This window comes from Verrucomicrobiia bacterium, from assembly GCA_035765895.1.
Lineage (GTDB): Bacteria > Verrucomicrobiota > Verrucomicrobiia > Limisphaerales > DSYF01 > DSYF01.
Window position 1 is genome coordinate 61258 of the sequence record DASTWL010000008.1, and the last position, 25936, is coordinate 87193.

Below are 25936 nucleotides of genomic sequence, written 5' to 3' on the forward strand. Positions count from 1 at the left end.
GTCGGGCTGGGGCGGCGCGGTTCAGGTTAGCTTTTGCCGGTCGATGAGGATGGCGGCATGGTGGGGTTCGGTGGTGTTGGTGGCTGGGTGAGCGAGGTCAGGTCGTCATCGTCCGGGATTTCAAGCGTTTCGGCAAAGTCCCGGCCGCTGCGTTCGAGAATCTTCCGCACCTGGGGCGACACCCATTTGCGCGGCCGCTGGCTGTGCTCCTGGGCGGCCTGCCTGAGACGGTAATGGCCCAGCCCATCGGTTTCGATGAGCCCTTCCTCCAGCAAGCGGGAGATGACCGGATAGGCCCATTGGGGTTCCTCCCGAAACCGCCGCTTGCCGCCGGCGCGCCGGGCGATTTCACGCGCGGACAGATAGTGCCGGGGCCAGCTTCTCAAATAATCGCAAATCTGACGTTCGTCGGAATCCATGCAATGGTGGGGACTCGGGAATGCTTCCGGTGCCGGGCGAATTGATTCGGCGCGTAATGCCGTAATCCGGTGCGGTGGACAAGCACAATCGGTGGTCGGTTAGAGCTGCTTGGCGATGAATTGTTCGAGCTTCACGGTGTCGGCCGCGAACAGCCGGATGCCTTCGGCGGTCTTTTCCGTCGCCATGGCGTTCTCATTCATCAGCCAGCGGAAAGACTTCTCCGTGACGACCAGCCGGGACATGTCGCTTTGTCGGGCAGTTTCGGGACTCAGCTTTCGCGCCACGGTCCCGGAGCCCTGCTGCAATTCGCCGAGCAGGGCCGGGCTGATCGTCAGCAGGTCGCAGCCGGCCAGTTCGAGAATTTCCCCCTTGTTGCGGAAGCTCGCGCCCATCACCTCCGTCGGGTGACCGAACTTTTTGTAGTAGGTGTAAATCTCCTTCACGGAGGTCACGCCCGGATCGTCCGCCGGCGCGTAAGCCTGATTCGTTTTGGCCTTATACCAGTCGAGAATCCGGCCGACAAACGGCGAGATCAACCGGGCGCCGGCCTCGGCGCAGGCGACCGCCTGGGCCAGGGAGAACAGCAGCGTCATGTTGCAGTTGATGCCGTCGCGTTGCAGCACCTCCGCGGCGCGAATGCCCTCCCAGGTGGAGGCAATCTTGATCAGGATGCGTTCCCGCGGGATGCCGTGCTGCGCATACAACGCGATGAATTTATTCGCCTTCTTGACGAGGCCGTCCGTGTCGAAGGACAGGTTGGCGTCGGTTTCCGTGGAAACGCGGCCGGGCACGATCTTCAGAATCTCCCCGCCAAACAAGACCAGCAGCCGGTCCACGATTTCCTTCACCAGTGCGTCGCCCGCAAGGTTCGTTTGCCGGGCATCGGCCATGGCCTTTTCGAGGACGGGCGCGTATTCCGGCATGGTGGCCGCCTTCAGGATCAGCGACGGATTCGTGGTCGCATCCTGCGGCGCATATTGTTTCAGCGTGGCGAAGTCACCGCTGTCGGCGACGACGGTGGTGAACTGCTTGAGTTGATCGAGTTCGTTCATACGGCATCAGATCAGAATTCGGCATTGACCGGACAGGCCCATCATCGGCCCGTTGCGCGGTGAGCGCAACCCTGCTGTTCGCACAGCGCAGGCTGGCAATCGCCCGCGCGAACCCTAAACTGACGGCACATGGCAACCCCTTGGGAAACGGTGCAGCAACAATTGTCCGCCGCGCCGCGCCGCTGGCTCGTGACCGGCGCCGCGGGCTTCATTGGTTCGCACCTGGTGGAATGTCTGCTGCGGCTCAACCAGCACGTGGTCGGGCTCGACAACTTTGCCACCGGCAAACCCGCGAACCTCGATGAAGTGCGCGCCGCGCTCCCGGCCGCACAGTGGGCCCGCTTTCAACTGCAGCAAGGCGACATCTGCGAGCCGGCAGACTGTCAGCGCGCCTGCGCGGACGTCGAACTGGTCCTGCACCAGGCGGCGCTCGGCTCCGTGCCGTGGTCGCTGCACGATCCGCTCCGCACGCACGCCAGCAGCGTGACCGGTTTTCTCAACATGCTCGTGGCCGCCCGCGATGCCGGTGCCCGCCGGTTTGTTTACGCGTCCAGCAGCGCCGTCTATGGCGATTCCGTCGAACTGCCCAAACGGGAGGACCACATCGGCCAGCCGCTTTCGCCTTACGCGGCGGCCAAGTGGATGGATGAAATCTATGCCGGCACCTTTGCCCGGGCCTACGGGATGGCGACGGTCGGGCTGCGTTACTTCAACGTCTTCGGCCCGCGGCAGGATCCCCGCAGCGCCTATTCCGCTGTCATTCCGCGCTGGGTCGCGGCGCTCGTCCGGGCGGAACCGGTCTTCATCAACGGCGACGGCCACACCAGCCGCGATTTTTGCTACGTGGCCAACGTGGTGCAGGCGAATGTGCGCGCGGCGTTGACGGACAATCCGGCCGCCCTGAATCAAATCTACAACGTGGCCGTGGGCGAGCGAACCTCGCTGAACGAACTGTTCGCCGCCCTGAAGGCGGAACTGGAAACGCGCGGCGTCGCGGTGGCCGGCGCGCAGCCAGCGCATCAGGAATTTCGGGCCGGGGACGTGCGGCATTCGTTGGCCGACATCGCGAAGGCGCGCCGGCTGCTCGGCTATGAGCCGGCGTTCAACCTCGCGGCCGGACTCAAACCCGCGATGGACTGGTATCTGAAGAACCTGCGGTGAACACCGTCGGCGCCGCGGCCATTCATCCGTCGGAACGCATGGGCCAGTGGGCGGCGACCATGGCCTTGTAGCCGCCTTCAATCGAAGCGCAATTCCAATACCCCAAACGGCGCGCGGCGGAAGCGGTCAACACCGAGCGGAACCCGCCCCCGCAATACATCAGAATTTCCGTGTCCGGATTGGGAAATTGCTTTTCCAGGTCGCGCTCCAGGATGCCCTTGCCGAGATGCACCGCTTCGCTCGCGTGTCCCTTCTGCCATTCGTGATCCTCGCGCACGTCCAGCAGCACGCACTTCGGATTGGCCGCCAGACGGCGCTGTGCCTCTTCCACGGAAATCTCCTTCACAAACAGGCGCTCCTCGTTGACCAGCTTCAGAAAACCGGGTGAATGATCCATGGCGGAAAAGTAAACCCGGTCCGGGTGCGGTCAACGCCAGAGTCGGTCAGAATCGGACCGGGTGCGCCACTCGGCGGCGCCACTGTGCGGCGGGGGCCTGCGCCGGGATTTGCGTTGGAATTTCGCATTGCGGAGGCTGCCGAACCCCCGGATACTGCGCCCGGTCCGGAGCGTAGCTCAGCCTGGCTAGAGCACTTGCTTTGGGAGCAAGACGTCGCAGGTTCGAATCCTGTCGCTCCGACCATTTTTCCCTCTTCGCTCAAGATGATTCTATCCCTGGACCGACGCAAAACGGCGGGTGCTTGGACAATGCCTCAGCGAATGTTGCCACCGCCCGGGCGTTTCCGGCGGCAGTCGCTGATCCTTAGCCCGATCCACATGCGGCATGAATAAGCGAAGGCTCATCATCACCACACTGTTGGTTGTTCTGATCGTGCTGGCTGGTGTCGCCGTCCTTCCAGCCGCCAAGCGTCACGTCGAGGCGGTGAATTGCAGCAATCAGATGCACTCAATTCTTTGCGCGGCGAGCTTGTTGTGGCCCGACGAGCATGACGGCCATCTGCCATCGGATTTTGTTTCCCTGTCGAACGAACTGGCCACCACGAGGATTTTGATCTGTCCTGCCGACCCTGCACGACGGCCGGAGCGAATTGGTTGTCCTTCAGTTCGGAGCATTGCAGCTACGAGATGGTGACGCCGGGTTTGGGCAAGACCGACACCAACAGCGTATTCATACGTTGCCGGATTCACGGCTACATCGGCTATTCTGACAACCGGTTGCTCGATGATTCTGGCAGGCTGATCAAACCACAGCGGTTATGGTGAACGGGTTGGATGTTCCGCGCAGCGGCCGGATGCGGCGCCGCCGCTTCATTTGTCATGAACGGCGTGTGCCAGGGTGATCGGTCAAAGCCGGCGCAACAAATTGGCATCACCTGCCGCGGATCAAGAACAACAGTCCGGCCACGGTCATGGTGGCTTCAATGAGGATGACGAAGACCTGCTTGGGCAGCCGGTCCACGATGCGCTTTCCGAGCCAGGAGCCAAGGAACATGATCGGTCCCATCGCCAGGCCGATGAGGATGCATCTTTCCGGCAGCACCGCCGCGTCGCGGTAGGCAATCAGCTTCGTCACGTGCATCACCACGGTTGAGAGCGCTTCCGTGCCGATATACGCGCCTTTGACCAAACCGTAAGCGAGGAAAAACGGCGCCATGAGCGGCCCCACACTGCCCAGCAATGCCGAAAGAAAACTGGCGCCCGCGCCGATGAAAGCGAACGAGCGCAGCGGCGGACGAAAATGGGTCTGCGGCCGCAGCCGGCGCCACGCCACAATCAACAGAAGAAACAGGCCGAGCAAGCGTGTGAGGGCGGAAATCGGCGCGTGCGCAAACAGCAAGCCGCCCAATGCGGCCAGCGGCACGCCGCCCAGCGCGAACCAGCCCACGACGCGATAATCCAGCTCGCGCCGGTTGAGCCACACGCGGCTGCCGTTGCCAATGAGTTGGGCCACGGTGAGGATGGGAATGGCATCCCGCACGCCAAACGCCATGACCAGCACGGGCAGCAACACCGCCGCGCCGCCAAAGCCCGTGACGGCTGCCAGCGTCGCCGCGACGAGCGCGGCCGCGCCGATCAGCAGTGAGGTTTCCATTCCAACGTGCGGCATGGTGGTTTTGCCAATGGTGCCGGAACATGTTTAAACCGCCAACGCTGTAATCCACAAGTGCGCCCGGACCGGGGAGCCCCGGTGCAATTGTCTCAGGAAAGCTCCGTCGTCGCCAGCGGTTCGGAGACGCGAAGGAAACCGCAAACCACGCCAACTACGCGAACGAATTTGCCGCAAGAGAACGCAGCGAACGCAAAACATTCTTACCCCACATCGGGTGGGTGAATGGCTGTGAGTGAAGGAACGGTGGGGTGATTCAACCGCTGATGAACGCAAACTCCCCAGGGCTGGAAGCCCGGCAGATGATAGCCCAAGGCAACGCCCTGAGTTTATCGTCAAACAAAATTCCGAGCCCTGCAAGGGCGACACTATCGGGATTCGGAATGGTCAAGAATAACGCGAATGAGTAGCCTTTGGCCATGCTGATGACTTTGACCTCCACCCGCGAGGTAGCCACCGATCTCGGTTTCTTGCTCCGGAAAAACCCGGCGCGTCCGCAGTCATTCAGCCTCTCGTTCGGCAAAGCTCATGTCTTTTACTCCGAAGCCACGCCGGAACGATGCATGATTGCGTTGCTCGTCGAAGTTGACCCTGTCGGGCTGGTGCGGAATCGTCGCGGGCCGAAGGGCGAAGGCGGCGCGTTAGAGCAATATGTCAACGACCGTCCCTACGCTGCTTCATCGTTCTTGAGCGTGGCCATTGCAGAAGTTTTTGGCAGCGCGCTGGCGGGCAAAAGCAAGGAGCGTCCCGAACTCGCCGACGCTCCATTGCCGCTGTGCGTGACTTTCTTCGCACTGCCATGCCGGGGCGGTGAAGAGTTTTTGCGGAAACTGTTTGAGCCGCTGGGTTACACCATAACCGCTCGCCGGTTGCCACTGGATGAGAAATTTTCTGACTGGGGAGAAAGCTCTTACTTCCAAGTCGAGTTGTCCGCGCGTCTGCCCTTGCAACAACTGCTCTCGCATCTTTACGTCCTCGTGCCGGTGCTGGACAACGACAAGCATTACTGGGTCGGCGATGACGAGGTGGAAAAGCTTTTGCGCCACGGCGAGGGCTGGCTGGCGTCGCATCCGGAACGCGAAGCCATCACGCGCCGTTACCTCAAACACCAGCGCAGCCTAGTGGACGATGCGCTCGCTCAACTCGTGGACGAGAACGAACTCCATCCCGACGACGTTGCGGAAACGAAGGCACTCGAAGAAGAAGCGGTCGAGCAGAAGATCAACCTCAACGAGCAACGCCTCGGCGCGGTGCTCGCGGCCTTGAAAAGCGCCGGCGCGGCGCGCGTGCTTGACCTGGGTTGTGGCGAGGGTCGTTTGCTACAAGCTCTGTTGAAGGAAAGGCAGTTCACCGAAATTGCCGGCATGGACGTGTCGCATCGGGCACTGGAAATTGCCCGCGACAGGCTGCACTACGACCGCCTGCCCCCCATGCAAAAGGAACGCATCCGTCTGCTGCATGGCTCGCTCATTTACCGCGACCAACGACTTGCTGGCTTCGATGCCGCCGCGGTGGTGGAAGTTGTTGAGCATCTCGACGCCGCACGTCTGGCGGCATTCGAGCGCGTGCTGTTCGAGTGCGCCAAACCAAAGCACATCGTTATCACGACGCCCAATCGCGAATACAACGTGAAATGGGAAACGCTGCCCGCCGGCACGTTCCGCCACCGCGACCACCGCTTCGAATGGACGCGTTCGGAGTTTCAGGCTTGGGCGAATGGCGTTGCGACCCGCTTTGCTTACAGCGTGCGCTTCTTGCCGGTCGGTCCGGAAGATTTGGTGGTTGGTTCGCCAACGCAGATGGCTGTTTTCACGCGATGAAATATACGATTCCAGAACTTTCCTTCGTCGTGCTGATTGGCGTGTCCGGGTCGGGCAAGAGCACGTTCGTGCGGAAGCATTTCAAACCGACTGAGATTTTGTCCTCGGATTATTGTCGCGGGCTGGTATCGGACGACGAGAACAGTCAGGCGGCGACAAAAGATGCGTTTGAAGTGCTGCATTTTATCGCTCGCAAGCGGCTCGCGGCGGGAAAGCTCACCGTGGTTGACGCCACCAACGTGCAACCGGAATCGCGCAAATCACTCGTCGCTATTGCGCGCGAGTTCCATTGTCTGCCGGTCGCCATTGTTTTGGATGTGCCAGAGCATGTGGCGCATGACCGCAACAAAGCGCGCCCCGACCGCGATTTTGGCCCGCACGTCATTCGGCAGCAGGCGCAACAGTTGCATCGGTCGCTGCGTGGGTTGGAACGCGAAGGTTTCCGCCATGTTCATGTGTTGAAGTCGCTGGAGGAAATCGAAGCGGCGATCATCGAGCGTCAGCCGTTGTGGAATAATTTGAAGCACGAACACGGGCCGTTCGACATCATCGGCGACGTGCATGGATGTTTTGATGAGTTGATGGAATTGCTGGGGAAGCTGGGATATGAAGTAGCAGCCGACGTGAGTCGGCTCACTCTTGCGGGTGCGGTGGCGGAAGATGGAGCGGACTCACGTCCGCTGCTACGGCATCCAGAGGGGCGCAAGCTGGTGTTCGTCGGCGACCTTGTGGATCGCGGCCCAAAAATCCCGCAAGTGCTGAAGCTGGTGATGAACGCGGTCGCGAGCGGCGCGGCCTTGTGCGTGCCCGGCAATCACGACATGAAACTCATGCGCAAGCTACGCGGGCGCGACGTGCAGATCACTCACGGCCTGGCGGAATCTTTGGCGCAACTCGCCAGCGAGCCGGAGAATTTCCACAAGTGCGTTGCGGAATTTATTGATGACCTCGTGAGCCACTACGTTCTCGACGACGGCAAGCTCGTCGTCGCGCACGCGGGCATGAAGGAGGCAATGCAGGGACGCGGCTCGGGCGCGGTGCGGGAGTTTGCCATGTTCGGCGAAACCACCGGTGAGACGGATGAATTTGGTTTGCCCGTGCGCTACAACTGGGCCGCCGAATATCGCGGCACGGCGGCGGTCGTGTATGGTCATACGCCTGTGCCTGAACCGGAGTGGCTGAATCGCACGATCAACATTGACACCGGCTGCGTTTTCGGCGGAAAGCTGACGGCCTTGCGCTATCCCGAAAAGGAACTTGTTTCTGTCCCCGCCAAGCAAACCTACGCCGAATCTCGCAAACCATTCCTGCCGCCGGAAGATCAAGCGCCGGTCTTGTCCGCGCAGCAGCAGCACGATGATTTGCTCGACCTCGCGGACGTGACGGGCAAACGCATCGTCAGCACGCGCCTGCACGGCAACGTGACCATCCGCGAAGAGAACGCCGCTGCCGCTCTGGAGGTGATGAGCCGTTTTGCCGCGAATCCCAAGTGGCTGATTTACCTGCCGCCCACGATGTCGCCGAGCGAGACGAGTTGTGCGCCCGGATTACTGGAACACCCGGCGGAAGCGTTCGCCTATTTTCGTCACGCGGGTGTGCCGCGCGTCGTCTGCGAGGAGAAGCACATGGGATCGCGCGCTGTGGTTATCATTTGTCGCGACGAAGACGCGGCCCGAAAAAGTTTTGGCGTGACCGGCGAAGGCATCGGCATTTGCTACACACGCACCGGACGGAGGTTTTTTGACAATACCATTTTGGAATCGGAGTTCCTTGAGCGTGTCCGCAGTGCGGCCACAGCCGCCGGATTCTGGGCTGAGTTTCAAACGGATTGGCTTTGTTTTGATTGCGAATTGATGCCGTGGTCGGCCAAGGCGCAGGAACTGGTGAAACAGCAATACGCCGCCGTCGGCGCGTCAGCGCAGGCAACGCTCGCCGCCGAGGTTGTGGCACTTGAGCAAGCCGCTGCGCGTGGCCTCGACGTGGGCGAGTTGCTGGCACACACAACCGCGCGACGGCAAATGGTGGGTGATTACATCGCAGCCTATCGCCGCTACTGCTGGCCGGTGAACTCGGTGAATGATTTGAAGCTTGCGCCGTTTCACCTGCTCGGCACAGAAGGGAGAGTCCACACTGATAGGCCGCACGACTGGCACATGCAGACGCTGGCGCGACTCGCGGGCGGCATCATAATCGCCACGCCGTTTCGCGTCATTGACGTGACCAATCCCGACAGCGAAGCCGAAGGCGTCCGCTGGTGGGAGGAACTGACCGGACGCGGCGGCGAAGGCATGGTCGTGAAACCATTGGAATTCATCGCCAGGAGCCGACGCGGACTGGTGCAACCCGCAGTGAAATGTCGTGGCCGGGAATACCTCCGCATCATTTACGGCCCGGAATACACGGCGGCCAAAAATCTCGAGCGCCTTCGTGCTCGTGGACTTTCTACCAAGCGTTCGCTGGCTCTTCGCGAATTCGCTCTCGGCATTGAATCGCTCGAACGGTTCGTGCGTAAAGAACCGTTGCGCCGTGTGCATGAGGCCGTCTTTGGGGTGTTGGCATTGGAGAGTGAGCCGGTTGATCCACGACTTTGAATGCCTCCCTTACTGGGCTTGAAATCTCTTTTGACGATGGGCCCAGGGCGTTGCCCTGGGCTGTCATTTGTCGGGCTTTCAGCCCTTTCTGTTTCCGCCTGACTTCGGCGCGACGTTTTGAATCAGCGTGCATCAGCGCCAATCAGCGGTTCGCATTTGCCCCTTTGCGCCTTGGCTTCTTTGGTAGCTTTGCGTTGAACGAAAAAAACATCGGCGCGATTTGCCGTTCGCTTTTTGAATTGTTGAACCACAAGTCCAGCTTCATAGCTCCGTCGTCGCTGGGGGTTCAGGTAGATGCGCGATCGTATCTTTGACCGCCTCCCGTTCAAACACTTGGTAAAGCGTCGGCAGCATGAACAACGTCAGCAGCGTGGAACTGATGATTCCGCCGATGACGACGGCCGCGAGCGGCTTTTGAATTTCGCTGCCCGGTCCGGTGGCGAACAGCATCGGCACCAGGCCGAGCGCGGCGACGCTGGCGGTGATGAGCACGGGACGCAGCCGCAACACCGCACCTTTCACGACGGCGAGTTCCACGTTCATGCCCTCCCGCCGCAGTTCGTTGAAGTAGCTGACCATCACGACGCCGTTCAGCACGGCCACGCCGAACAGCGCGATGAAGCCGACACTGGCGCTGACGCTCAAGTTGAAGTGGCCGAGGACGAGCGCGAGAATGCCGCCAATCAGCGCGAACGGAATGTTCAGGATGATGAGCAACGCCTGTTTCACGGAATTGAACGAGCTGAACAGCAGCAGGAAAATCGCGGCTATCGTGATCGGCACAACGATGGCGAAACGCTTCATCGCGCGCTGCTGGTTTTCAAATTGGCCGCCCCAAGTGAGGTAATATCCCGGCGGCAACGGAACCGCCGCGTCAATTTTCTGTTGAGCTTCTTTCACGAAGCCGCCGAGGTCGCGGCCGGTGACGTTGCATTCCACCACAATGCGTCGCTGCGCCTGTTCGCGACTGATTTGCGCCGGGCCTTCGGTGACGTAAACATGCGCGAGCTGGCCGAGCGGAATCAGCGCGCCCTGTGGCGACGCGATCAAAATGTTGCGAATCGGCTCGACATCGTTGCGGGCGGATTCCGGGAAGCGCACGTTCAGGCCGAACACTTTCATGCCTTCATAAACCTTGCTGGCTTCCTTGCCGCCGATGGCGGTTTCCACCACTTCCTGAATGTCCGCGACGTTGATGCCGTAGCGGGCGATTTTGGCGCGGTCAATTTCCACCTGCAAATACGCCAGGCCGCTGACTTTCTCCACGTTCACATCGGCGGCGCCGGGAAGGGTGTTCAGCACGCGCGCGACGGCTTCGCCCTTTGCTTTCAATACGTCCAGGTCGTCACCAAAAATTTTGAGGCCGATGGCCGATTTCACGCCGCTGACCAGTTCATCCACGCGCAGTGCAATCGGCTGCGAAAAACTCGACGCCACGCCCGGCAATTCCGCCAGCGCGACGCGCATTTTCTCCACCAGTTCCTCCTTCGATTTTGTGGCGGTCCATTCTTCGTGCGGTTTGAGCGTGACGATCACGTCGCTGACTTCCACGCCCATCGGGTCCGACGCAATGTCCGCCCGGCCGGTCTTGGAAACCACGTCAATAACCTCGGGAAATTGTTTCAGGATTTTTTCCGCCCGAGTTTGCAGCTCCAGCGATTTCGTCAGGGAAATGCTCGGAATGCGGAAGGTTTGCACGGCAATTGAGCCTTCATCCAGCGACGGCAAAAATTCCGTGCCGATGCGCGGCACCAGCGCCAGCGCTCCGGCCAGCGCTAGCACCGCTGGAATCACGACCAGCCACGGCCGCCGCACGCACGGCTCCAGCAAGGCGCGGTAACCGTGTTTCAATCCGCGAATTTGAATGGGTTCCCGCGTGTGCACTTCCTGCTTGAGGAAAAATGTCGCCAGCATCGGCACCAGCGTGAGCGACAAAATGAGCGAGCCAAGCAAGGCGAATGAAATTGTGAACGCCAGCGGACTGAACATTTTGCCCTCAAAGCCTTGCAGCGTAAACAGCGGCAAAAACACCGCGATGATGATGAAAATGCCAAACACAATCGGCCGGCCCACTTCCTTCGCCGCGTAGAGCACGACTTCGGTTTTGCTCGTGTTCGGCGCGGGTTTTTCCGTCAGATGCCGGTGGATGTTTTCCACCATTACCACCGCGCCGTCCACCATCATGCCGATGCCGATGGCGAGACCGCCAAGCGACATGAGATTCGCGCTGATGCCCTGCCAGCGCATCATGATGAACGCGAACAACGCCGCCAGCGGCAGCACCAGCGTCACGATGATGGCACTTCGCACATCGGCCAGCAAAACGATCAAAATCAGCAGCACGAAAATCGCGCCTTCCTGCAACGCCTTCGTGACAGTGTGAATCGCCTTTTTCACCAAATCCGTGCGATCATAAAACGGCACCAGTTCCACGCCTTTGGGCAGCGCTTTTTGAATCGCCGGCAATTTGGCTTTCACCGCGTTCACCACATCGCGGCCGCTGGCGCCTTTGAGCATCAGCACAATGCCGGCCACCGCTTCGCCGTTGCCGTTGGCCGTGACCGCGCCCTGACGGAGTTTCGCGCCGATTTTCACCTCCGCCACGTCGCGGACATACACGGGCACATGCTCGGGCGTCGTGGCGACAATGATGTTCGCGATGTCGTCCACATTTTTCACCAGCCCCAAACCGCGCACGACGTATTGCTCGGATTTGTGTTCGATGAAATTGCCGCTGGCGTTTTCGTTGTTCTTTTCCAGCGCCTCGAAAACCTGCGGCAACGTGATGTGGTAGGAAGTCAGTCGGTCGGGATTCACGATCACCTGATATTGCTTTACCATTCCGCCGAACGAATTCACATCCGTCACGCCGGGAACCGTGCGCAGAATCGGGCGCACGACGTAATCCTGCAGCGTGCGCAGCTCGGTCGCGTCGTAGCGCTGGTCTTTGCTGACGAGCGTGTATTGATAAATTTCGCCGAGGCCGGTGGTGATCGGGCCAAGCTCGGCGTCCACGCCGGCGGGCAATTTGTCGCGCGCGCTTTGCAAGCGCTCGAACACCAGTTGACGCGCGAAATAATCATCCACGCCGTCCGCGAACACGACGGTGATCGCGCCGAGGCCAATTTTGGAAACGGAGCGAATCTCGGTCAGCCGCGGCAATCCGCCGAGTTCGATTTCGATCGGACGCGTGACGAGCTTTTCGACTTCCGGCGGAGACATCCCGCCCGCGGTGGCGAGCACCTGCACCTGGACGTTGGTTACGTCAGGGAATGCGTCGATGGGAATCTGCTTGAGTGAGAGCCAGCCAAAGCCGGCCAGGGCCAGCGCGGCCAGCGCGACGAGCAGGCGCTGGCGGACGGAGAAGTTGAGTATGGAGTTGATCATGTCATTCCTCTCCGAGTTCGCCCTTGAGCATTTCGGATTTCAAAATGAAGCTGCCGTCGGTCACCACTCTTTCGCCGGGCTTCAAGCCAGCGAGAATTTGCACGCGGCCCTGTTGTTCCTCGCCGAGTTTCACAACCCGCTTTTCGAATTTGTTGCCGTCCTGCGCTACGAAGACGATCTGGTCAGCGCCATCGGTCTGCAGCGCGGTGTCGGAAATCAACAGCGCATCATTCAGAATCGTGGTCGTGATTTCCACGTCGGCAAACATGCCGGGTTTCAAGCGTCCATCGGCATTGTCCACCGCGATGCGGACCTCCAACGTGCGCGAGCCGGATTCCACCTGGTTGCCGACGAGCACGACTTTGCCGTGGAATTGTTCCTGCGGATACGGGAGCACGGTGAACATGGCATCCTGGCCGGTTTTCACGGCGGCGATGTCGCGCTCCTTCACTTCGGCAATGGCCCACAACTGGGTCGGATCGCTGAGGGTGTAAATGGACGTTGCCTTGTCCACCAATTCGCCGGTGGTTGCCGTGCGCTCGATGATGACGCCGTCCTGCGGCGCTTTGATTTCCAGCGGCCGGCCGAGCAGTTCCGGCGACTCGACCAAGGCCATGATCTCGCCTGCCTGCACGTGGTCGTTGAGGTCGAAGTTGAGTTTGGTCAGGCGGCCTTCAAACGTCGAAGTGACCTTGGCCGTCTTGTTCAAGTTCGCGCTGATGCGGCCCGCGGCCTTGAGCGTCATGCCGAGCTGGCCCAAGGCGGCGGACTCGATCTTCAAGTCCATGTGGTTCAGATTTTCGGGCGTGAGCGCGACGATGTTTTCGTCGTGGCCAGCTTCCGGCTTCGCTTCTGCGGCGGGTTCGATCTTTTTGTCGCAACCCGTGAGGGTGACGACGAGCAGAGGGACAAGGAGCAGTCGTTTCATGGAAAAGTGCCTTTCCGTTCGGTTCAAGGATGGGACAGTTCGTCGAGCGGCTGGCCCACGGCGGATTCCAGGTCGGCGCGGGCCTCGAAAACTTTTTGCAGCGCGTCAAAATAGTCCGCCTGCGTGTCGAAGTAAGTGCGCTGCGCCTCCAGATACAACAGCAGGGGCGTGCGCCCGTCGGCATAGCCGGCTTCGGCGGCATCCAACGCGGCCCGCAATTTGTCGCGCACCGCGGGCGTGTAGAAGGCAAGTGATTCCTGCGCTGCGGTCAAGTTTTGCGCCGCCAGGGTCACGTCCCGCCGGATTTCACGGCGGAGGTTTTCGAGTTCGGCCAGCGCCTTTTCCTGCGCGGCTGTTGCGGTGGCGATCTCGCCCTTCTTTTTGTCCCACAACGGCAGTGGCAGGCTGATGCCCAAGCCGACGATTTGCTCGTCGCGGGTGTATTCGATGTTGGGCCCGATTTTGAAATCCGGCAGACGCGACTTGCGGACGGATTGCAGTTTCAACCCGGAGCGCTCCACTTCAGCCGCTTGAATTTGGATGGCAGGATTCGACCCCAACGCTTTGGCGAGCAGTCCGACCGGGTCGGGCTGCATCACCGCTCGGGGGAGCGGGCCCGTGACGGCCAGCGGCTCGTCTGGCGGGCGGCCGAGCAAGGCATTCAAGGTCACGCGCGCCGCATCCTGCCGCGCTTGCGCTTCACGCAGCGATTTTTGCGCGGCGACCGCCTCGACTTCCGCCTTGGTGACCTCGAACCCGGGCGCGAATCCGCCTTCGGCGCGCTTTTTCGCCGCGGCCACGAATGACCGGGCGAGGGTCAACCGCTGCTCCCGCAACGCCACGCCTTCGCGGGCGGCGAGCAGCGTCCAATAGGCGCGTCGCACTTGAACGGCAAGCTGGGAGCGGAAGCCGTCGAGCGCCCGTTGCCGCGCGCTGACGGCCGTTTCGGCGACGGCGCGACGCAACGCGCGTTTGCCTGGCCATTCGAAGGTTTGCTCCACGCCGAAATCGCCGTGAAACATCGTGTCCGAGGGGTTCCGCGCAGACTTGAAGCCGGGTGACGCCGACACCTCGGGATTGGCCCAGGTTTTTGCGGTGGTGACTTCGCCGCGTGCGGCCGCGATTTCCGCCCGCAGCACGCGGAGGGAGGGATTGTTTGTGAGCGCCAGGTCAACGGCGGCGGACAAAGTCAGCACGTTCGCCGGCGTATTTGTCCCGGCGAGGACGGTTTCCTGAACCTTCGCCGGGAGCGCGTGGGCGCCACCCAGCGCCACAGCCAGGAGCAGTGGATAACGACAAAACTTCCTGAACTTCATAAGCAACAAACGAGACGAACCAATGGGAAAACAAAACCACGGGTGCGAACTCACACCACGGCCAGGGCAACGTCCGGAAAGGGACGATCAGGAAGCGAAGGCGGGCGCCCGAACGGGCAGGGCGGTGCGGACGAGGAAATGTCGGGAGGTGACCAGTTGCGGCGGGGCTGCGGTGAGAATGCCGGGGCGGATTTCTTGAGGCGCGAGACTTGCGTCCGGCACCGTCAGCGGTGTCGCGAGGGTGACGAGAAGTGGAACGGGCAGGGCGACGCGAAATTCTTCGGAACGGTAGTGGGATTGCTCAATCTTGCAACAGCCTTGCCGGTTGCAATCATGCCCGGGGTGGCAGGCTGTTTGTGTCGTCTCCGCGCACTGCAAAAACTCCAGCCCGGTCAATGCCTCGATCTGACAGTGCGCCGAAGCTGGCAGCCAGACCAAGGCTGCCAGGGCAAAGAGGATATTTTTCCACCGACGCACGGACCCATAGATAAGTTCAGCACGGGAGATGTTCAAACTAATCTTGCCGGCGCTCCGACGCTTCAACCGTCCTGCGGTATCCTTTCATCAGCAACTCGCCCGGGGCTCTTTCGCTTAGCGAGGCGGTCTCAATCGAGTTTGCGGCGGGGTGCGGGGTCACACTGCTGCGGGAAAGCAGTCGGGTTGCAGAAAAACCCGCCAGCCGGAGGATTAACAAAAAATGAACGGAGCGAACGAGGGCATAAAGGGGCCGTGAATGAAAGTTTCCCCGTTGCGCATCTATTGGTTTCAATTGAATTGCCGTTCTGTTTCCTGCCGTTGGCATCGTAGTTGCAAAAGGGCGCCGGGCGCATTCTGGACGACGTGCCAAAACCAATCGCCGACCGAGTCGGCACACCACAAGGACATGAAGAAAATCGAAGCCATCATAAAACGCTTCAAACTAGAAGCGGTGAAAGACGTCCTCGGTGAGGTGGGGATTACTGGCATGACGGTGCAGGGCTGTTGAAATTCATTCAGACACTTCGTGTTGTTTTTGAAACCCGCTGAGAAAAAAGAACCAAATAAACAGCTGGTAAATTAGTTGCCAGCTGGCATAAAAAGATTGTAATATGTTAATTGTGAATTACTTGTGTGATATGCGGGCATGCTTGGCACCGTAGTTGCATAACCTGTCATGAAAGCGATTCAGCGGAATCGCAAATAAAACCAATCGCTGACGCAGCGTCGGCAAAAAACAACGACATGAAGAAAATCGAAGCCATTATCAAACCCTTCAAATTGGAAGAAGTGAAGGACGCCCTTGGTGAGGTGGGCATTACCGGCATGACCGTGACCGAAGTTAAAGGGTTCGGCCGGCAAAAGGGTCACACCGAAATCTACCGCGGCAGCGAGTATACCGTGGATTTCCTCCCGAAGATCAAATTGGAACTGGTGCTGGCGGACAGCGATGTGCCCCAGGCGGTGGCGGCCATCGTCAAAGCCGCCAAGACCGGGAAGATTGGCGACGGTAAGGTATTTGTTTCCTCGGTTGACGAAGCCGTGCGCATCCGCACCGAAGAAAAGGGTGAAGAGGCCGTTTAACAGATTTCATTCCCACACCACGCTCACCACTATGAAGAAAATCCTCGTTCTCACCCTGCTGACCATCGTCACAGCCCTGGGCACACCGTCCCTGCGGGCGGATGACGCCATCACGGCGCCCGCTCCGGCCCCCACGCTGGAGCAACGCGTCTCGTCCCTGGAAGCTTACGTCAACAACGGCGATCCCACCACGGCGTTGAAAGACAAGGACGGCAAGATTCCCAACGGCCTGGCCACGCCGACATCGGCCACGGCAGGTCCGGGTCATAACGCGTGGATGATGACCAGCGCCGCGCTGGTTCTCTTCATGACCTTGCCCGGCCTGTTCCTGTTCTACGGCGGTCTGGTGCGCCGCAAAAACATCCTGTCCGTCGTCGCGCAATGCTTCGGCATTGCCGGCCTCGTCACGATTCTCTGGGTTGTTTTTGGCTACAGTCTCGTGTTTGCGGACGGTTCGGGCCCGATCATCGGCAATCTGAAGTTCGCGTGGCTGCATGGGGTCGATTCGCTGCCCAACACCAACTATGCCTACTGGGTGTCGCACAACGTGTTCTCCATGTATCAGCTCATGTTCGCCATCATCACGCCTGCGCTGATTCTCGGCGCGATTGCCGAGCGCATGAAGTTTTCAGCGATTCTGCTGTTCGTGGCGCTGTGGATGGTGGTGGTTTACTTCCCGCTGGCGCACATGGTCTGGGGCGTCAACGGACTCATGAACGGCGTCTGGAATGCCGATGCGAAAATCAAGGCGATTGACTTCGCGGGCGGCACCGTGGTGCACATGAGCTCGGGGTGGAGCGCGCTGATCCTCTGCTTGATCCTCGGCAAACGCCTCGGGTTCGGCAAGGAGCCCATGCCGCCGCACAGCATGGTGTTGTGCGCCATCGGCACCGGCATGCTCTGGGTGGGCTGGTATGGTTTCAACGCCGGCTCCGCCGTGGCGGCGGACGGCATCGCGGCCAACGCCTTCATGACCACGACGATTGCGACCGCGGTGGCCTCCTTTGTGTGGCCGTTGGCGGAATGGATTGCCCGCGGCAAGCCCAGTGTGCTCGGCTTCTGCTCCGGCGCCGTGGCGGGCCTGGTGGTGGTGACGCCGGCGTGCGGTTTCATCGATGCGAAGGGCGCTTTGATCATCGGCATTGCCGCCGGTTTGGTGCCGTGGTTCTTCTGCTTGAAGGTCAAGAGCTGGTTCGGTTACGACGACGCCCTGGACACCTTCGGCGTGCATGCCGTGGGCGGAACGCTGGGCGCGCTGCTGACGGGCTTCCTCGCCACCCCGACGGTGAACGGCAACCTCAACACGAACCTCAAGGACATCGTGGGCAGGACGCTCTGGCTTGAACAGCTCAAGGCCATCGGCGTGACACTCGCGCTGGCCATTGTGGGGACGATCGTGATTGCCTACATCGTCAAGGCCGTCATCGGCCTGCGGCCGAGTGCGGAAGTGGAAACGCTCGGTCTCGACCTCGCCGAGCACGGCGAAGAGGGCTATCACGAAGCGGTGCACTGACGCCCGGCCGGTTTCATCACGCGCCCATCGGACGATTCCGGTGGGCGCGTTCGTTTTGGCAGGATCCCCGTGTGGTTCAGGCGACCTGGATGACCAGGGCCGTGGTGTTGTCGCGGCCGCTGCGGGCGACGGATTCCTTGACCAGGCGATGCGCGGGCGCGAGGGAAGCAAGCTCGGGCGCGGGTGTGTTCAGCAGTTCCAGCACGTCGTAATCGTAGAGCCCTTCCATCAGGCCGTCCGAGCACAGCAGGAAGCGGTCGCCGGGCTCGCAACCGACCGCGCCGACCTGCGGGTCCACAAACTGGTTGCCGCCGCCGAGCGCCTTTTGCAGCACGTTGCGGCGCGGATGCGTGCGGGCTTCGCGCTCGTTGATCGTGCCGTTGCGGAACAGCCAGCCGACGTGCGTGTCATCGTGGCTGAGTTGTTTCAGGCCGCCGGCGCGGGCCGGAAGATAATAAATCCGGCTGTCGCCAATGTGGCCGAAATACATCCAGCCCGGCGTGAACCAGCACAGGCTCAACGTGGCCTCCATTCCGGCGCATTCCTCGTAACAGCTCCCCAAGTAGGCGAGTGCCTTGTGGATTTCGCCGAACAATTCCGCCAGCACGTCGGGAAAACCGCTTTGCATGCCGGCGGCCGATTGTTGGTAGGACAGCGGCAGCAGCGACGTGATTTTCTCCACCGCGATCCGGCTCGCGTATTCCCCCGCCAGCGCACCGCCCATGCCGTCGCTGACGGCAAAGACAAAATCCTGCCGGGCCAGCGAGGCTTCGCCGATTTTTCCCAGCCGGTGCACCTCGCGGGCGTCGAACTGGAGGCCGAGGAAGGAATCCTCATTGTTCGGGCGCACCTTGCCGCGGTCGGTCCAGCCGGACCAGTGGAGCAGGGTGGCGGGGGCGGAATTTGCAGAGGCGTCGTCCATGCCGGCGGCAATTATTCAAAGCCCGGCAGAATCGTCGCAAACTCAAAATCGATGATGCAAAACCGGCCGTCGGTCTGCCGGTAGGTGACATTGCGCATTTCGGGGTCGTCGTGCCGCACACCGTAGGTTTCGAGTTCGGCAAACAGCTCCTGCGTCCTCTGCGCGTCGAGACGTTCCACGCGGGAACCGCAACTGGTCGTCACAATGCGCAGTTTTTCCGGGTCCGCCTCCAGCAGGCGCGGCACGAACGGACAGCCGCGCGCTTCCAGAAACCGCAGCACCCGCAACTCGTTCGCGAAGCGCGTCCGGGCGTCGGGACCGTGATAAACCTTGAAGACGCGGCCGTCGAAGCTCAGGTTGACGGTGGCGCGCCGGGTGTCCTTTACTTTGAGCATGGTGCTGGAATGGTGCGCCACTATCGCGCAGGGCGGCGGCTTTGAAAAGGCGGATGGTGGCGGGCCTGACCCGGCTGCTCCTTTTTGTTCGTGGTGGGCAGAGATGAACAGTTTTTTCCGGCGCCGGCGTAACCGTGAATTATTTTGTGCGTTGCCAAGTCCGCGCCAATCGGGCCTTTCGCCGGCTCGTGGGCGTTTGGGCCGCAAAATCCTTGCTGCGTGGCACCCTCCCTGCTCAGATACGCGGCCGACGATGAATCGGGCTCATGAAAGCCCGGCCGGCGTCGCTAAACGTAATTACACAAACCCACGCACATGGCGAAATACAAACTCGAATACATCTGGCTCGACGGTTACGAACCCGTCGCCAATCTCCGCAGCAAAACGCAAATCAAGGAATTCGCGAGCTTTCCGAAGCTGGAAGAGCTCCCGATGTGGGGCTTTGACGGCAGCTCGACGCGCCAGGCCGAGGGCCGCAGCTCCGACTGCATGCTCAAGCCGGTTGCCGTATTCCCGGACAGCACCCGCAAGAACGGCGCGCTGGTCATGTGCGAAGTCATGATGCCCGACGGCAAGACGCCGCATCCGAGCAATTCCCGCGCGACCATTCATGATGACGCTGGCGCGTGGTTCGGGTTTGAGCAGGAGTATTTCCTCTACCAAGACGGCAAGCCGCTCGGCTTCCCGGAAACCGGCTTTCCGTATCCGCAGGGCGAATACTACACCGGCGTCGGCTACAAGAACGTCGGCGACATTGCCCGCCAAATTGTGGAGGAACATCTCGACCTGTGCCTCGACGCCGGCATCAACCATGAAGGCATCAACGCCGAAGTGGCGAAGGGCCAGTGGGAATTCCAGATTTTCGGCAAGGGTTCCCGCACGGCCGCGGACCAGATGTGGGTGGCCCGCTACATTCTCCTGCGCCTGTGCGAAAAATACCGCGTGGACGTGAACTGGCACTGCAAGCCGCTGGGCAAGGATGTGGACTGGAACGGCTCGGGCATGCACACGAATTTCTCGACCAAGCACATGCGCGAAGTCGGCGGCAAGGAATACTTCGAGGCCCTCATGGCGGCGTTCGACAAATACAAGAACGAGCACATCGCCGTGTATGGTCCGGACAATCACCTGCGCCTGACCGGCCTGCATGAAACGCAGTCCATCGACAAGTTTAACTATGGTGTCGCCAACCGTGGCGCGTCTGTCCGCGTGCCGCACAGCTTTGTGAACAACGGCTACAAGGGCTACTTGGAAGACCGCCGTCCGAACTCCCAGGGCGACCCCTACAAGATCGCCAGCCGCATTCTCCAGACGATTGCGACGGTGCCGATCAAGTAACTTTCACGCCGCGTGGGCGGCGTTCTGAATCACACGGCGCGGCCAGCAGGCCGCGCCGTTTTTTTGTTTTTAGCTGCCACCCGCCAAGCTGCCTTCGCCGGCCGCGTGCCGAATAGCCGGTTGCACGGGGCGCGGCGTGTGCGAAGCTGGACGCCATGAAAAGCGCAGCTTCGACTTCACCAATGCCGGGCGTCAGCCGGCGTGACTTCGTGCGGTCGCTGGCCGTTACGGGTGTGGCGGTCGGCCTGACGGGAGGCCTGCTGGCCGATGAAGCGAAATCGGCCGGCATGATTTATCGGACCCTGGGCCGGAGCGGCGAGAAGGTTTCGGCCATCGGCCTCGGCGGTTACCACATCGGCATCCCGCGCGATGACGCCGAGGGCATCGCGTTGATTCGCGCCGCCGTCGATGAGGGCATCAACTTTCTCGACAACTGCTGGGATTACCACGACGGCGGGAGCGAAGTCCGCATGGGCAAGGCGCTGCGGGACGGCTACCGGGCCAAGGTTTTCCTCATGACCAAGATCGACAGCCACTCCCGGGCCGGCGCCGCGCGGCAAATTGACGAATCGTTGCGGCGGCTCCAGACCGATCACATTGACCTGTTGCAGCAGCACGAGGTCATCCGGTCCGATGATCCGGAAAAGGTGTTTGCGCCGGGCGGTTCCATGGAAGCGATTCAGGCTGCGAAAAAGGCGGGTAAAATCCGCTACATCGGCTTCACCGGTCACAAGGATCCGGCGATTCACCGGCACATGCTTGCGGTGGCGGCGACGCACGACTTCAAGTTTGATGCCGTGCAGATGCCGTTGAACGTGATGGACGCCCACTTTCGCAGCTTTGCCGAACAAGTGGTGCCCGGGCTGGTCAAGGACGGCATCGGCGTGCTCGGGATGAAACCCCTCGGCAGCGGGGCAATTCTCCGGAGCGGCACGGTGACGGCCACCGAGTGCCTGCACTATGCACTGAGCCTGCCGACGTCGGTGGTGATCACCGGCATGGAATCGCGGGACCGGCTCGACCAGGCGCTGGCGGCGGTGCGTTCCTTCAAACCGTTGACTTCCGAACAGCGCGCGGCGCTGCTGGCCCGCACGGCGAAGGACGCCGCCACGGGAAACTTCGAACGCTTCAAAACCTCCACCAACTTCGACGGAACCGCGCATAATCCGGACTGGCTCGCGTGAGGGCCGGGACCGCCCGCAAATTTTTTTGCGGTCTCGATGGAACAAAAATGCGCCCCGTTGCGTCTATAAAGAGCGGGCACGGCGCGACGGAGATGGCGACGCGGATTTGCAGCCGCGAAAATGGACTGTTTTTTGCCTCTTTCAAAGCTGGGAAAAAGTGCTGTCCACCCAGTCAGCCACGCGCCTGCTTGTCTCAGTCGGAAGGTTTTGGGGCGGTCTGGCAATGGGGTGAGGTCGGCGGAGCGTGAATCATGAATTTCATCAATGGCAAACGAATCTTGCTGGTGGACGACGAAGCCAGCGTGCGCGACACGTTGCGGTTTCTGCTGACCTCCTTGGGTGGCGAAGTCACGGAAGCGGCCGATGGGGCCGGGGCCTTGGCGCATTACCAGCGGGGGAGATTTGATGTGGTCATCACGGATTACAACATGTCCCACATGCGCGGCGACGAACTGGCCGCAGCCATCAAGACCCTCAACCCAACGCAGCGGATCGTCATGATCAGCGGCTTTCCTGAGCGCGTGCTACGGTCCGGCCGTCGGCCCGACACCGTCGATGCCATTCTGGCCAAGCCCTGCCGGCTGGAAGACCTGCTCGCCGTCCTGCACGAGAACCCGGGTGAAGTCGTCGCCTGACGGTTGCCACTGGCCAAAATCATCACAACCCGTTTCCGCAGAGAGAAAAGCGGCGATTTGGCGGGCCAACCGGCCGGGGCTGACCCGAAAAACCCGCGGGATTTTTGCTTCAACCCCAAGAAATTTCGCTCCAGCCCTGGGAGCGGAGACTCCAACCCTCGGGGCGGACGCTCCGCTCCGAAGGATTTTTCGTCCAGCCCGCGCGTCGGGGGCAGGTGGCGCGGGTCGCCTTGCGCCTTGGCCGGGTTTTCGGGTGGTCTGCGCTTGACGATTCTGGGATTCCGTTCTGAGATGCCATGCGCAGGCCTTGGGTGCATCGTTTGGGCGCCGGGCTTGCGACGCGAAGCCGCATTGAGTTCTCCAACCCACCGACACATGCAATCTCCGCCGGAATTCTTTTGGGTGGCCCGTGCCCGGTTGATGGCGCGCCGCTGCGCCCGCCGCGTCGCCTTCGGGCTCCGGCCCTGGGTGGTTGCCCTGTTGCTGGTTTTCCCGGCCGGCCGGGCCGTAGCATTGGATCCCTTGAAGGCCATCTCGCAGTTCTCCCACCGTTCGTGGGGCATCGCGAGCGGCATCAATCAGGTCAACGCGATTTGTCAGACGCAAGATGGCTATCTGTGGGTCGCCTGCGACAACGGATTGTTCCGATTTGACGGGGCCAGCTTCGTGCCGTGGGAACCGCTGCCTGGCGAGCCCGGGCTGCCGGTGGTCCCGCACGCGTTGCTGCCCGGAACGGATGGCAGTTTGTGGGTGGGCGGCTTGGGCGGGATCACGTGGCTGCACGACGGCCATTCGCGCGCCTTTCCGGTGCGCAATCCCGAGGAACGGGCGTGGGTCAATGCGTTTGGGCGGACGTCCGACGGGTCGATCTGGGCGGGAACGTCCTTGGGCTTGTATCGATTCACGGGCGAGCAATGGGAGCCGGCGTCGGCCGATTTGGGTTTGCCCGCCGCCCGGGTGCAGGCCCTGTTGTTGGATCGCAGTGATGTCTGGTGGCTGACCTTGGAAGATACAACTCACCGGGGACACGGTGCGGTGGCGTTTCGCCGGCCGGGCGAGCGCCGTTTCGAGATGGCGGATACCAACGCGCTGACCAGCGCGATGCTGGCCCAGGCGCCGGATGGCAAGATTTGGGGGGCGCAAACCATGCGGTCGGTTCGTCCGTTCGTGCCAGGCGCCGGCCACATCGAGTGGACGTTTCCGGAAATTCACGTGGGATCCCAGGCCATCGCCTTTGACCGGGATGGCAGCTTTTGGATTGCCACGCTGGGCGACGGCCTGCGGCGGGTCCGGGACACCGCTCAGCTCAGCCAGCACGACATTGGACAGTTTAGCGATGACGTGGACAAGTTCACGCAAAAGGACGGCCTTTCGAGTGATTACGTGCGTTGTCTCTTCGAAGACCGGGAAGGTGTAATCTGGTGCGGCACGTCGGCGGGACTGGACGCCTTCAGTGAAAGCAAGATCACCTCGCTCTCGATGCGCGAGGGGGTGCCGTTTGACCAGAATCTCTGCCTGCAGGCGGCCCCGGATGGCACCGTGTGGGCAGGAGCCACGCCCCGCGGTCTCATGCAAATCAAGCCCGGCGCCCGCGAATTCCAAGATCGTGCGTGGCTCGACTTGAAAAGCGGAAAGGGAGGCACGCTGAACCTTTACACCCTGTATGCGGATCCCGGCGGCGCGCTGTTCGCGGGAACCGGGCTTGGGGTGGCCGTCTGCACGAATGCCAACGGGCCGATGCAACTGCTCGATGAGGTGCCCGATTTGCAAACGGTCATCGCCATTACGCGCGACGGGGCCGGCGGAGTGTGGCTGTGCGATCGCTATGCCGGCGTTTTCCGGCTCCACAGCGGAATCGTGCAAAAATTCCCCGAGCTGCACCGCGAAGCCGACGGATGGGTTTCGGTTGCCTTCACGGATCCGGCCGGGCAGGTCTGGCTGGGGTTGACGACGGGCGAGGTGGCCCGGTATGTCGATGGTCGTTTTCAAATCTTTTCCGCGCGGGACGGCCTCTTTACCGGGCCGGTCACGGCCATTGCCACGAATGCCGCGGGCCAGCTTTGGGTGGCTGGCAAAGGCGGCCTCAGCGGTTTTGAACAAAACCATTTCCAAACTCTGGATCGCCGGCGCGGTCTGCCGTTCGATGACATCTATGCGTTGCTCCCGGATGATGAAGGCTGTTTTTGGCTCGCCGGGCCGGGTGGTCTGTTCCGGGTGGCAACCCGTGACCTGAGCGCCGCCCTCGCTGACCCCGCGGTGCGAATTACCGGCGAAACCCTGAGCCTGTCGGATGGACTGCGCGGCCAGGTGCGTCACATTCCCGTGGGTGTGCGCGGCATCGGCTGCAACGTGGCCACCAAAAGCACGGATGGCCGGCTCTGGTTTGCGACCACGGCCGGCCTCGCGGTGGTGGATCCCCGGCACATTCCGCGGAATCAACTGCCGCCGCCCGTGCGGATTCAACAACTGATCGTTGGCGGCGTCGGGCACACGGCCTTCGCCGGCCTGACGTTGCCGGTGGGCAGCAGGGATTGCGAAATCGACTACGCCGCGTTGAGTTTCAACAACCCTGCCAAAGTTCATTACCGATACCGGCTGGAGGGTTCCGATGCGGGCTGGGTGGATGCGGGAACTCGGCGGCAGGCGTTTTATTCCAATTTGCGGCCGGGCGCGTATCAGTTCCGTGTGACCGCCGACAACGGCGACGGTGTCTGGAACGAAACGGGCGATGCCGTGGATTTCAAGATCCTGCCCGCGTTCTATCAGACGGGCTGGTTCATGGCGCTGGGCATTGGCGTGTCGTTGACCATGCTGGCCGGCGGTTACGGGTGGCGGGTCCGGCAGCTCAAAGCGCGGCAGGCGGTGCTGCAAAAAGCCCGCGACCAGCTGGCCGCCGCGAACCTGTCACTGACCAGTGAAGTTGAGGAGCGTCAACGGGCCGAGAGTCGCCTGCGCCGCAGCGAGGATTATCTTGCCCAGGCACAAAAACTCAGCCGCTCCGGCAGTTTTGGGTGGAACATCGCCACGGGCGAGTTGGTCTGGTCCGCGGAAACCTTCTGCATTCTCGGCTATGCGGCGTCGGCCAAACCGGCGCTGTCCCTGGTTTTCGACCGGGTGCATCCGGACGATCTTCCGTTCGTCCGCGCCCAATTGGAGCAGGCGGCCGGCGACCGGAGCGCGCTGGACCTCGAACACCGGCTGTTGCTGCCGGATGGCCGGATCAAACACGTTCACGTCGTCGCCCGTCCGACGCATGCCGATTCCGGGGACGTGGAATTTGTGGGCGCGGTGATGGACATCACGGAACGCAAGCAGGCGGCCGAGGCGCTGCGGGCTTCCGAGCACCTGGCTCGCGGCCAGGTTGAGGCACTGACCAGCACGCTCTCGGCGTTGTCGCGCGAGTCCGAGCCGGAGCAGTTGCTTGCGCATGTGTTGCAGACCATGGGTAGCCAGCTCCGGGCCCACAGCCTGGGCGTGTATGAACTCGACGAGACCCCCGGTCAGGTGCAACTGGTCGCGTTCAGCGAGCACGGTCGTCTGCGTCTGGCCACGCCGGGAGAAACCCAGGCCTCGCTGCAATTTGATCTCGCGGTGACAAAACATCCGGTCTGGACCGAATTTTTCACCACCGGCGCGCACTGCGTCATC

20 protein-coding genes, 1 tRNA gene and 1 pseudogene are annotated in these 25936 nt (G+C 61.4%); 11 read left to right on the top strand and 11 right to left on the bottom strand.

Features of this window, described 5'->3' with window-relative positions:
• Nucleotides 1–26: 26 nt before the first annotated feature.
• Nucleotides 27–419, bottom strand: a complete 393-nt coding sequence (locus VFV96_01555; protein ID HEU5069079.1) for a hypothetical protein — start codon at nucleotides 417–419, stop codon at nucleotides 27–29.
• A 99-nt stretch (nucleotides 420–518) separates the two neighbouring features.
• Nucleotides 519–1472 (bottom strand): transaldolase, encoded by a 954-nt coding sequence (gene tal, locus VFV96_01560; GenBank protein HEU5069080.1) that lies wholly within the window; start codon nucleotides 1470–1472, stop codon nucleotides 519–521.
• A 129-nt stretch (nucleotides 1473–1601) separates the two neighbouring features.
• Between tal and VFV96_01565 the strand changes: the two genes are divergently transcribed.
• Nucleotides 1602–2633, top strand: a complete 1032-nt coding sequence (locus tag VFV96_01565; protein HEU5069081.1) for an SDR family oxidoreductase — start codon at nucleotides 1602–1604, stop codon at nucleotides 2631–2633.
• Between the two features lie 22 nt (nucleotides 2634–2655).
• On the opposite strand, the gene VFV96_01570 is transcribed toward VFV96_01565, so the two are convergent.
• Nucleotides 2656–3030: a rhodanese-like domain-containing protein gene (locus VFV96_01570; GenBank protein ID HEU5069082.1), complete on the bottom strand. Its 375-nt coding sequence runs from the start codon at nucleotides 3028–3030 to the stop codon at nucleotides 2656–2658.
• Between the two features lie 166 nt (nucleotides 3031–3196).
• Between VFV96_01570 and VFV96_01575 the strand changes: the two genes are divergently transcribed.
• Nucleotides 3197–3274 (top strand) — tRNA-Pro (locus tag VFV96_01575).
• Nucleotides 3275–3394: 120 nt separating this feature from the next.
• On the opposite strand, the gene VFV96_01580 is transcribed toward VFV96_01575, so the two are convergent.
• Nucleotides 3395–3538 (bottom strand): hypothetical protein, encoded by a 144-nt coding sequence (locus VFV96_01580; GenBank protein HEU5069083.1) that lies wholly within the window; start codon nucleotides 3536–3538, stop codon nucleotides 3395–3397.
• Nucleotides 3539–3961: 423 nt separating this feature from the next.
• Nucleotides 3962–4684, bottom strand: a complete 723-nt coding sequence (locus VFV96_01585) for a sulfite exporter TauE/SafE family protein (GenBank protein HEU5069084.1) — start codon at nucleotides 4682–4684, stop codon at nucleotides 3962–3964.
• Between the two features lie 434 nt (nucleotides 4685–5118).
• On the opposite strand from VFV96_01585, the gene VFV96_01590 reads away from it, so the two are divergent.
• Both VFV96_01590 and VFV96_01595 read left to right on the top strand, forming a co-directional pair.
• On the top strand, nucleotides 5119–6519 hold the full coding sequence (locus tag VFV96_01590; protein ID HEU5069085.1) for a 3' terminal RNA ribose 2'-O-methyltransferase Hen1: 1401 nt from the start codon (nucleotides 5119–5121) through the stop codon (nucleotides 6517–6519).
• Nucleotides 6516–9110, top strand: coding sequence for a polynucleotide kinase-phosphatase (locus tag VFV96_01595; GenBank protein ID HEU5069086.1), 2595 nt, complete (start codon nucleotides 6516–6518; stop codon nucleotides 9108–9110). The genes VFV96_01590 and VFV96_01595 overlap by 4 nt, the downstream gene beginning before the upstream one ends.
• 261 nt (nucleotides 9111–9371) lie before the next feature.
• On the opposite strand, the gene VFV96_01600 is transcribed toward VFV96_01595, so the two are convergent.
• The 4 genes from VFV96_01600 to VFV96_01615 form a co-directional block, all read right to left on the bottom strand.
• A complete protein-coding gene (locus VFV96_01600; GenBank protein HEU5069087.1) occupies nucleotides 9372–12497 on the bottom strand; it encodes a CusA/CzcA family heavy metal efflux RND transporter in 3126 nt (1041 codons plus the stop codon).
• A 1-nt stretch (nucleotide 12498) separates the two neighbouring features.
• Nucleotides 12499–13425 (bottom strand): efflux RND transporter periplasmic adaptor subunit, encoded by a 927-nt coding sequence (locus tag VFV96_01605; GenBank protein HEU5069088.1) that lies wholly within the window; start codon nucleotides 13423–13425, stop codon nucleotides 12499–12501.
• A 23-nt stretch (nucleotides 13426–13448) separates the two neighbouring features.
• Nucleotides 13449–14741 (bottom strand): TolC family protein, encoded by a 1293-nt coding sequence (locus tag VFV96_01610; protein ID HEU5069089.1) that lies wholly within the window; start codon nucleotides 14739–14741, stop codon nucleotides 13449–13451.
• Nucleotides 14742–14828: 87 nt separating this feature from the next.
• Nucleotides 14829–15254, bottom strand: coding sequence for a hypothetical protein (locus tag VFV96_01615; GenBank protein ID HEU5069090.1), 426 nt, complete (start codon nucleotides 15252–15254; stop codon nucleotides 14829–14831).
• 370 nt (nucleotides 15255–15624) lie between these two features.
• On the opposite strand from VFV96_01615, the pseudogene VFV96_01620 reads away from it, so the two are divergent.
• The 3 genes and pseudogenes from VFV96_01620 (at nucleotide 15625) to VFV96_01630 (ending at nucleotide 17814) form a co-directional block, all read left to right on the top strand.
• Nucleotides 15625–15714: pseudogene (locus VFV96_01620) on the top strand (P-II family nitrogen regulator).
• A 248-nt stretch (nucleotides 15715–15962) separates the two neighbouring features.
• Nucleotides 15963–16301, top strand: coding sequence for a P-II family nitrogen regulator (locus VFV96_01625; protein ID HEU5069091.1), 339 nt, complete (start codon nucleotides 15963–15965; stop codon nucleotides 16299–16301).
• A gap of 31 nt (nucleotides 16302–16332) precedes the next feature.
• Nucleotides 16333–17814, top strand: coding sequence for an ammonium transporter (locus tag VFV96_01630; protein HEU5069092.1), 1482 nt, complete (start codon nucleotides 16333–16335; stop codon nucleotides 17812–17814).
• Nucleotides 17815–17890: 76 nt separating this feature from the next.
• Here the strand turns inward: VFV96_01630 and VFV96_01635 are convergent, their stop codons facing one another.
• Complete coding sequence (locus tag VFV96_01635) at nucleotides 17891–18736, bottom strand: protein phosphatase 2C domain-containing protein (GenBank protein HEU5069093.1); 846 nt, start codon at nucleotides 18734–18736, stop codon at nucleotides 17891–17893.
• 11 nt (nucleotides 18737–18747) lie between these two features.
• On the bottom strand, nucleotides 18748–19131 hold the full coding sequence (locus VFV96_01640; protein ID HEU5069094.1) for a serine/threonine protein phosphatase: 384 nt from the start codon (nucleotides 19129–19131) through the stop codon (nucleotides 18748–18750).
• 315 nt (nucleotides 19132–19446) lie between these two features.
• Here VFV96_01640 and VFV96_01645 point away from each other — a divergent pair, with 315 nt between their 5' ends.
• The 4 genes from VFV96_01645 to VFV96_01660 form a co-directional block, all read left to right on the top strand.
• Nucleotides 19447–20469: a glutamine synthetase beta-grasp domain-containing protein gene (locus VFV96_01645; GenBank protein HEU5069095.1), complete on the top strand. Its 1023-nt coding sequence runs from the start codon at nucleotides 19447–19449 to the stop codon at nucleotides 20467–20469.
• Between the two features lie 155 nt (nucleotides 20470–20624).
• Nucleotides 20625–21653 carry an aldo/keto reductase gene (locus VFV96_01650; protein HEU5069096.1) on the top strand — a complete coding sequence of 343 codons (1029 nt, stop codon included), beginning with the start codon at nucleotides 20625–20627 and terminating at the stop codon, nucleotides 21651–21653.
• 251 nt (nucleotides 21654–21904) lie between these two features.
• Nucleotides 21905–22288 carry a response regulator gene (locus VFV96_01655; protein ID HEU5069097.1) on the top strand — a complete coding sequence of 128 codons (384 nt, stop codon included), beginning with the start codon at nucleotides 21905–21907 and terminating at the stop codon, nucleotides 22286–22288.
• 375 nt (nucleotides 22289–22663) lie between these two features.
• Nucleotides 22664–25936 (top strand): two-component regulator propeller domain-containing protein (locus VFV96_01660; GenBank protein ID HEU5069098.1); only part of this gene is annotated, 3273 nt, incomplete at its 3' end.

What these genes read in the sequence shown, in the direction of transcription:
- VFV96_01655 (HEU5069097.1), top strand. Translation starts at nt 21,905, where the DNA reads ATGAATTTCATCAATGGCAAACGAATCTTGCTGGTGGACGACGAAGCC.
- tal (HEU5069080.1), bottom strand. Translation starts at nt 1,472, where the DNA reads ATGAACGAACTCGATCAACTCAAGCAGTTCACCACCGTCGTCGCCGAC.
- VFV96_01645 (HEU5069095.1), top strand. Translation starts at nt 19,447, where the DNA reads ATGGCGAAATACAAACTCGAATACATCTGGCTCGACGGTTACGAACCC.
- VFV96_01570 (HEU5069082.1), bottom strand. Translation starts at nt 3,030, where the DNA reads ATGGATCATTCACCCGGTTTTCTGAAGCTGGTCAACGAGGAGCGCCTG.
- VFV96_01635 (HEU5069093.1), bottom strand. Translation starts at nt 18,736, where the DNA reads ATGGACGACGCCTCTGCAAATTCCGCCCCCGCCACCCTGCTCCACTGG.
- VFV96_01565 (HEU5069081.1), top strand. Translation starts at nt 1,602, where the DNA reads ATGGCAACCCCTTGGGAAACGGTGCAGCAACAATTGTCCGCCGCGCCG.
- VFV96_01585 (HEU5069084.1), bottom strand. Translation starts at nt 4,684, where the DNA reads ATGGAAACCTCACTGCTGATCGGCGCGGCCGCGCTCGTCGCGGCGACG.
- VFV96_01555 (HEU5069079.1), bottom strand. Translation starts at nt 419, where the DNA reads ATGGATTCCGACGAACGTCAGATTTGCGATTATTTGAGAAGCTGGCCC.
- VFV96_01610 (HEU5069089.1), bottom strand. Translation starts at nt 14,741, where the DNA reads ATGAAGTTCAGGAAGTTTTGTCGTTATCCACTGCTCCTGGCTGTGGCG.
- VFV96_01650 (HEU5069096.1), top strand. Translation starts at nt 20,625, where the DNA reads ATGAAAAGCGCAGCTTCGACTTCACCAATGCCGGGCGTCAGCCGGCGT.
- VFV96_01605 (HEU5069088.1), bottom strand. Translation starts at nt 13,425, where the DNA reads ATGAAACGACTGCTCCTTGTCCCTCTGCTCGTCGTCACCCTCACGGGT.
- VFV96_01630 (HEU5069092.1), top strand. Translation starts at nt 16,333, where the DNA reads ATGAAGAAAATCCTCGTTCTCACCCTGCTGACCATCGTCACAGCCCTG.
- VFV96_01600 (HEU5069087.1), bottom strand. Translation starts at nt 12,497, where the DNA reads ATGATCAACTCCATACTCAACTTCTCCGTCCGCCAGCGCCTGCTCGTC.
- VFV96_01590 (HEU5069085.1), top strand. Translation starts at nt 5,119, where the DNA reads ATGCTGATGACTTTGACCTCCACCCGCGAGGTAGCCACCGATCTCGGT.
- VFV96_01595 (HEU5069086.1), top strand. Translation starts at nt 6,516, where the DNA reads ATGAAATATACGATTCCAGAACTTTCCTTCGTCGTGCTGATTGGCGTG.
- VFV96_01625 (HEU5069091.1), top strand. Translation starts at nt 15,963, where the DNA reads ATGAAGAAAATCGAAGCCATTATCAAACCCTTCAAATTGGAAGAAGTG.
- VFV96_01640 (HEU5069094.1), bottom strand. Translation starts at nt 19,131, where the DNA reads ATGCTCAAAGTAAAGGACACCCGGCGCGCCACCGTCAACCTGAGCTTC.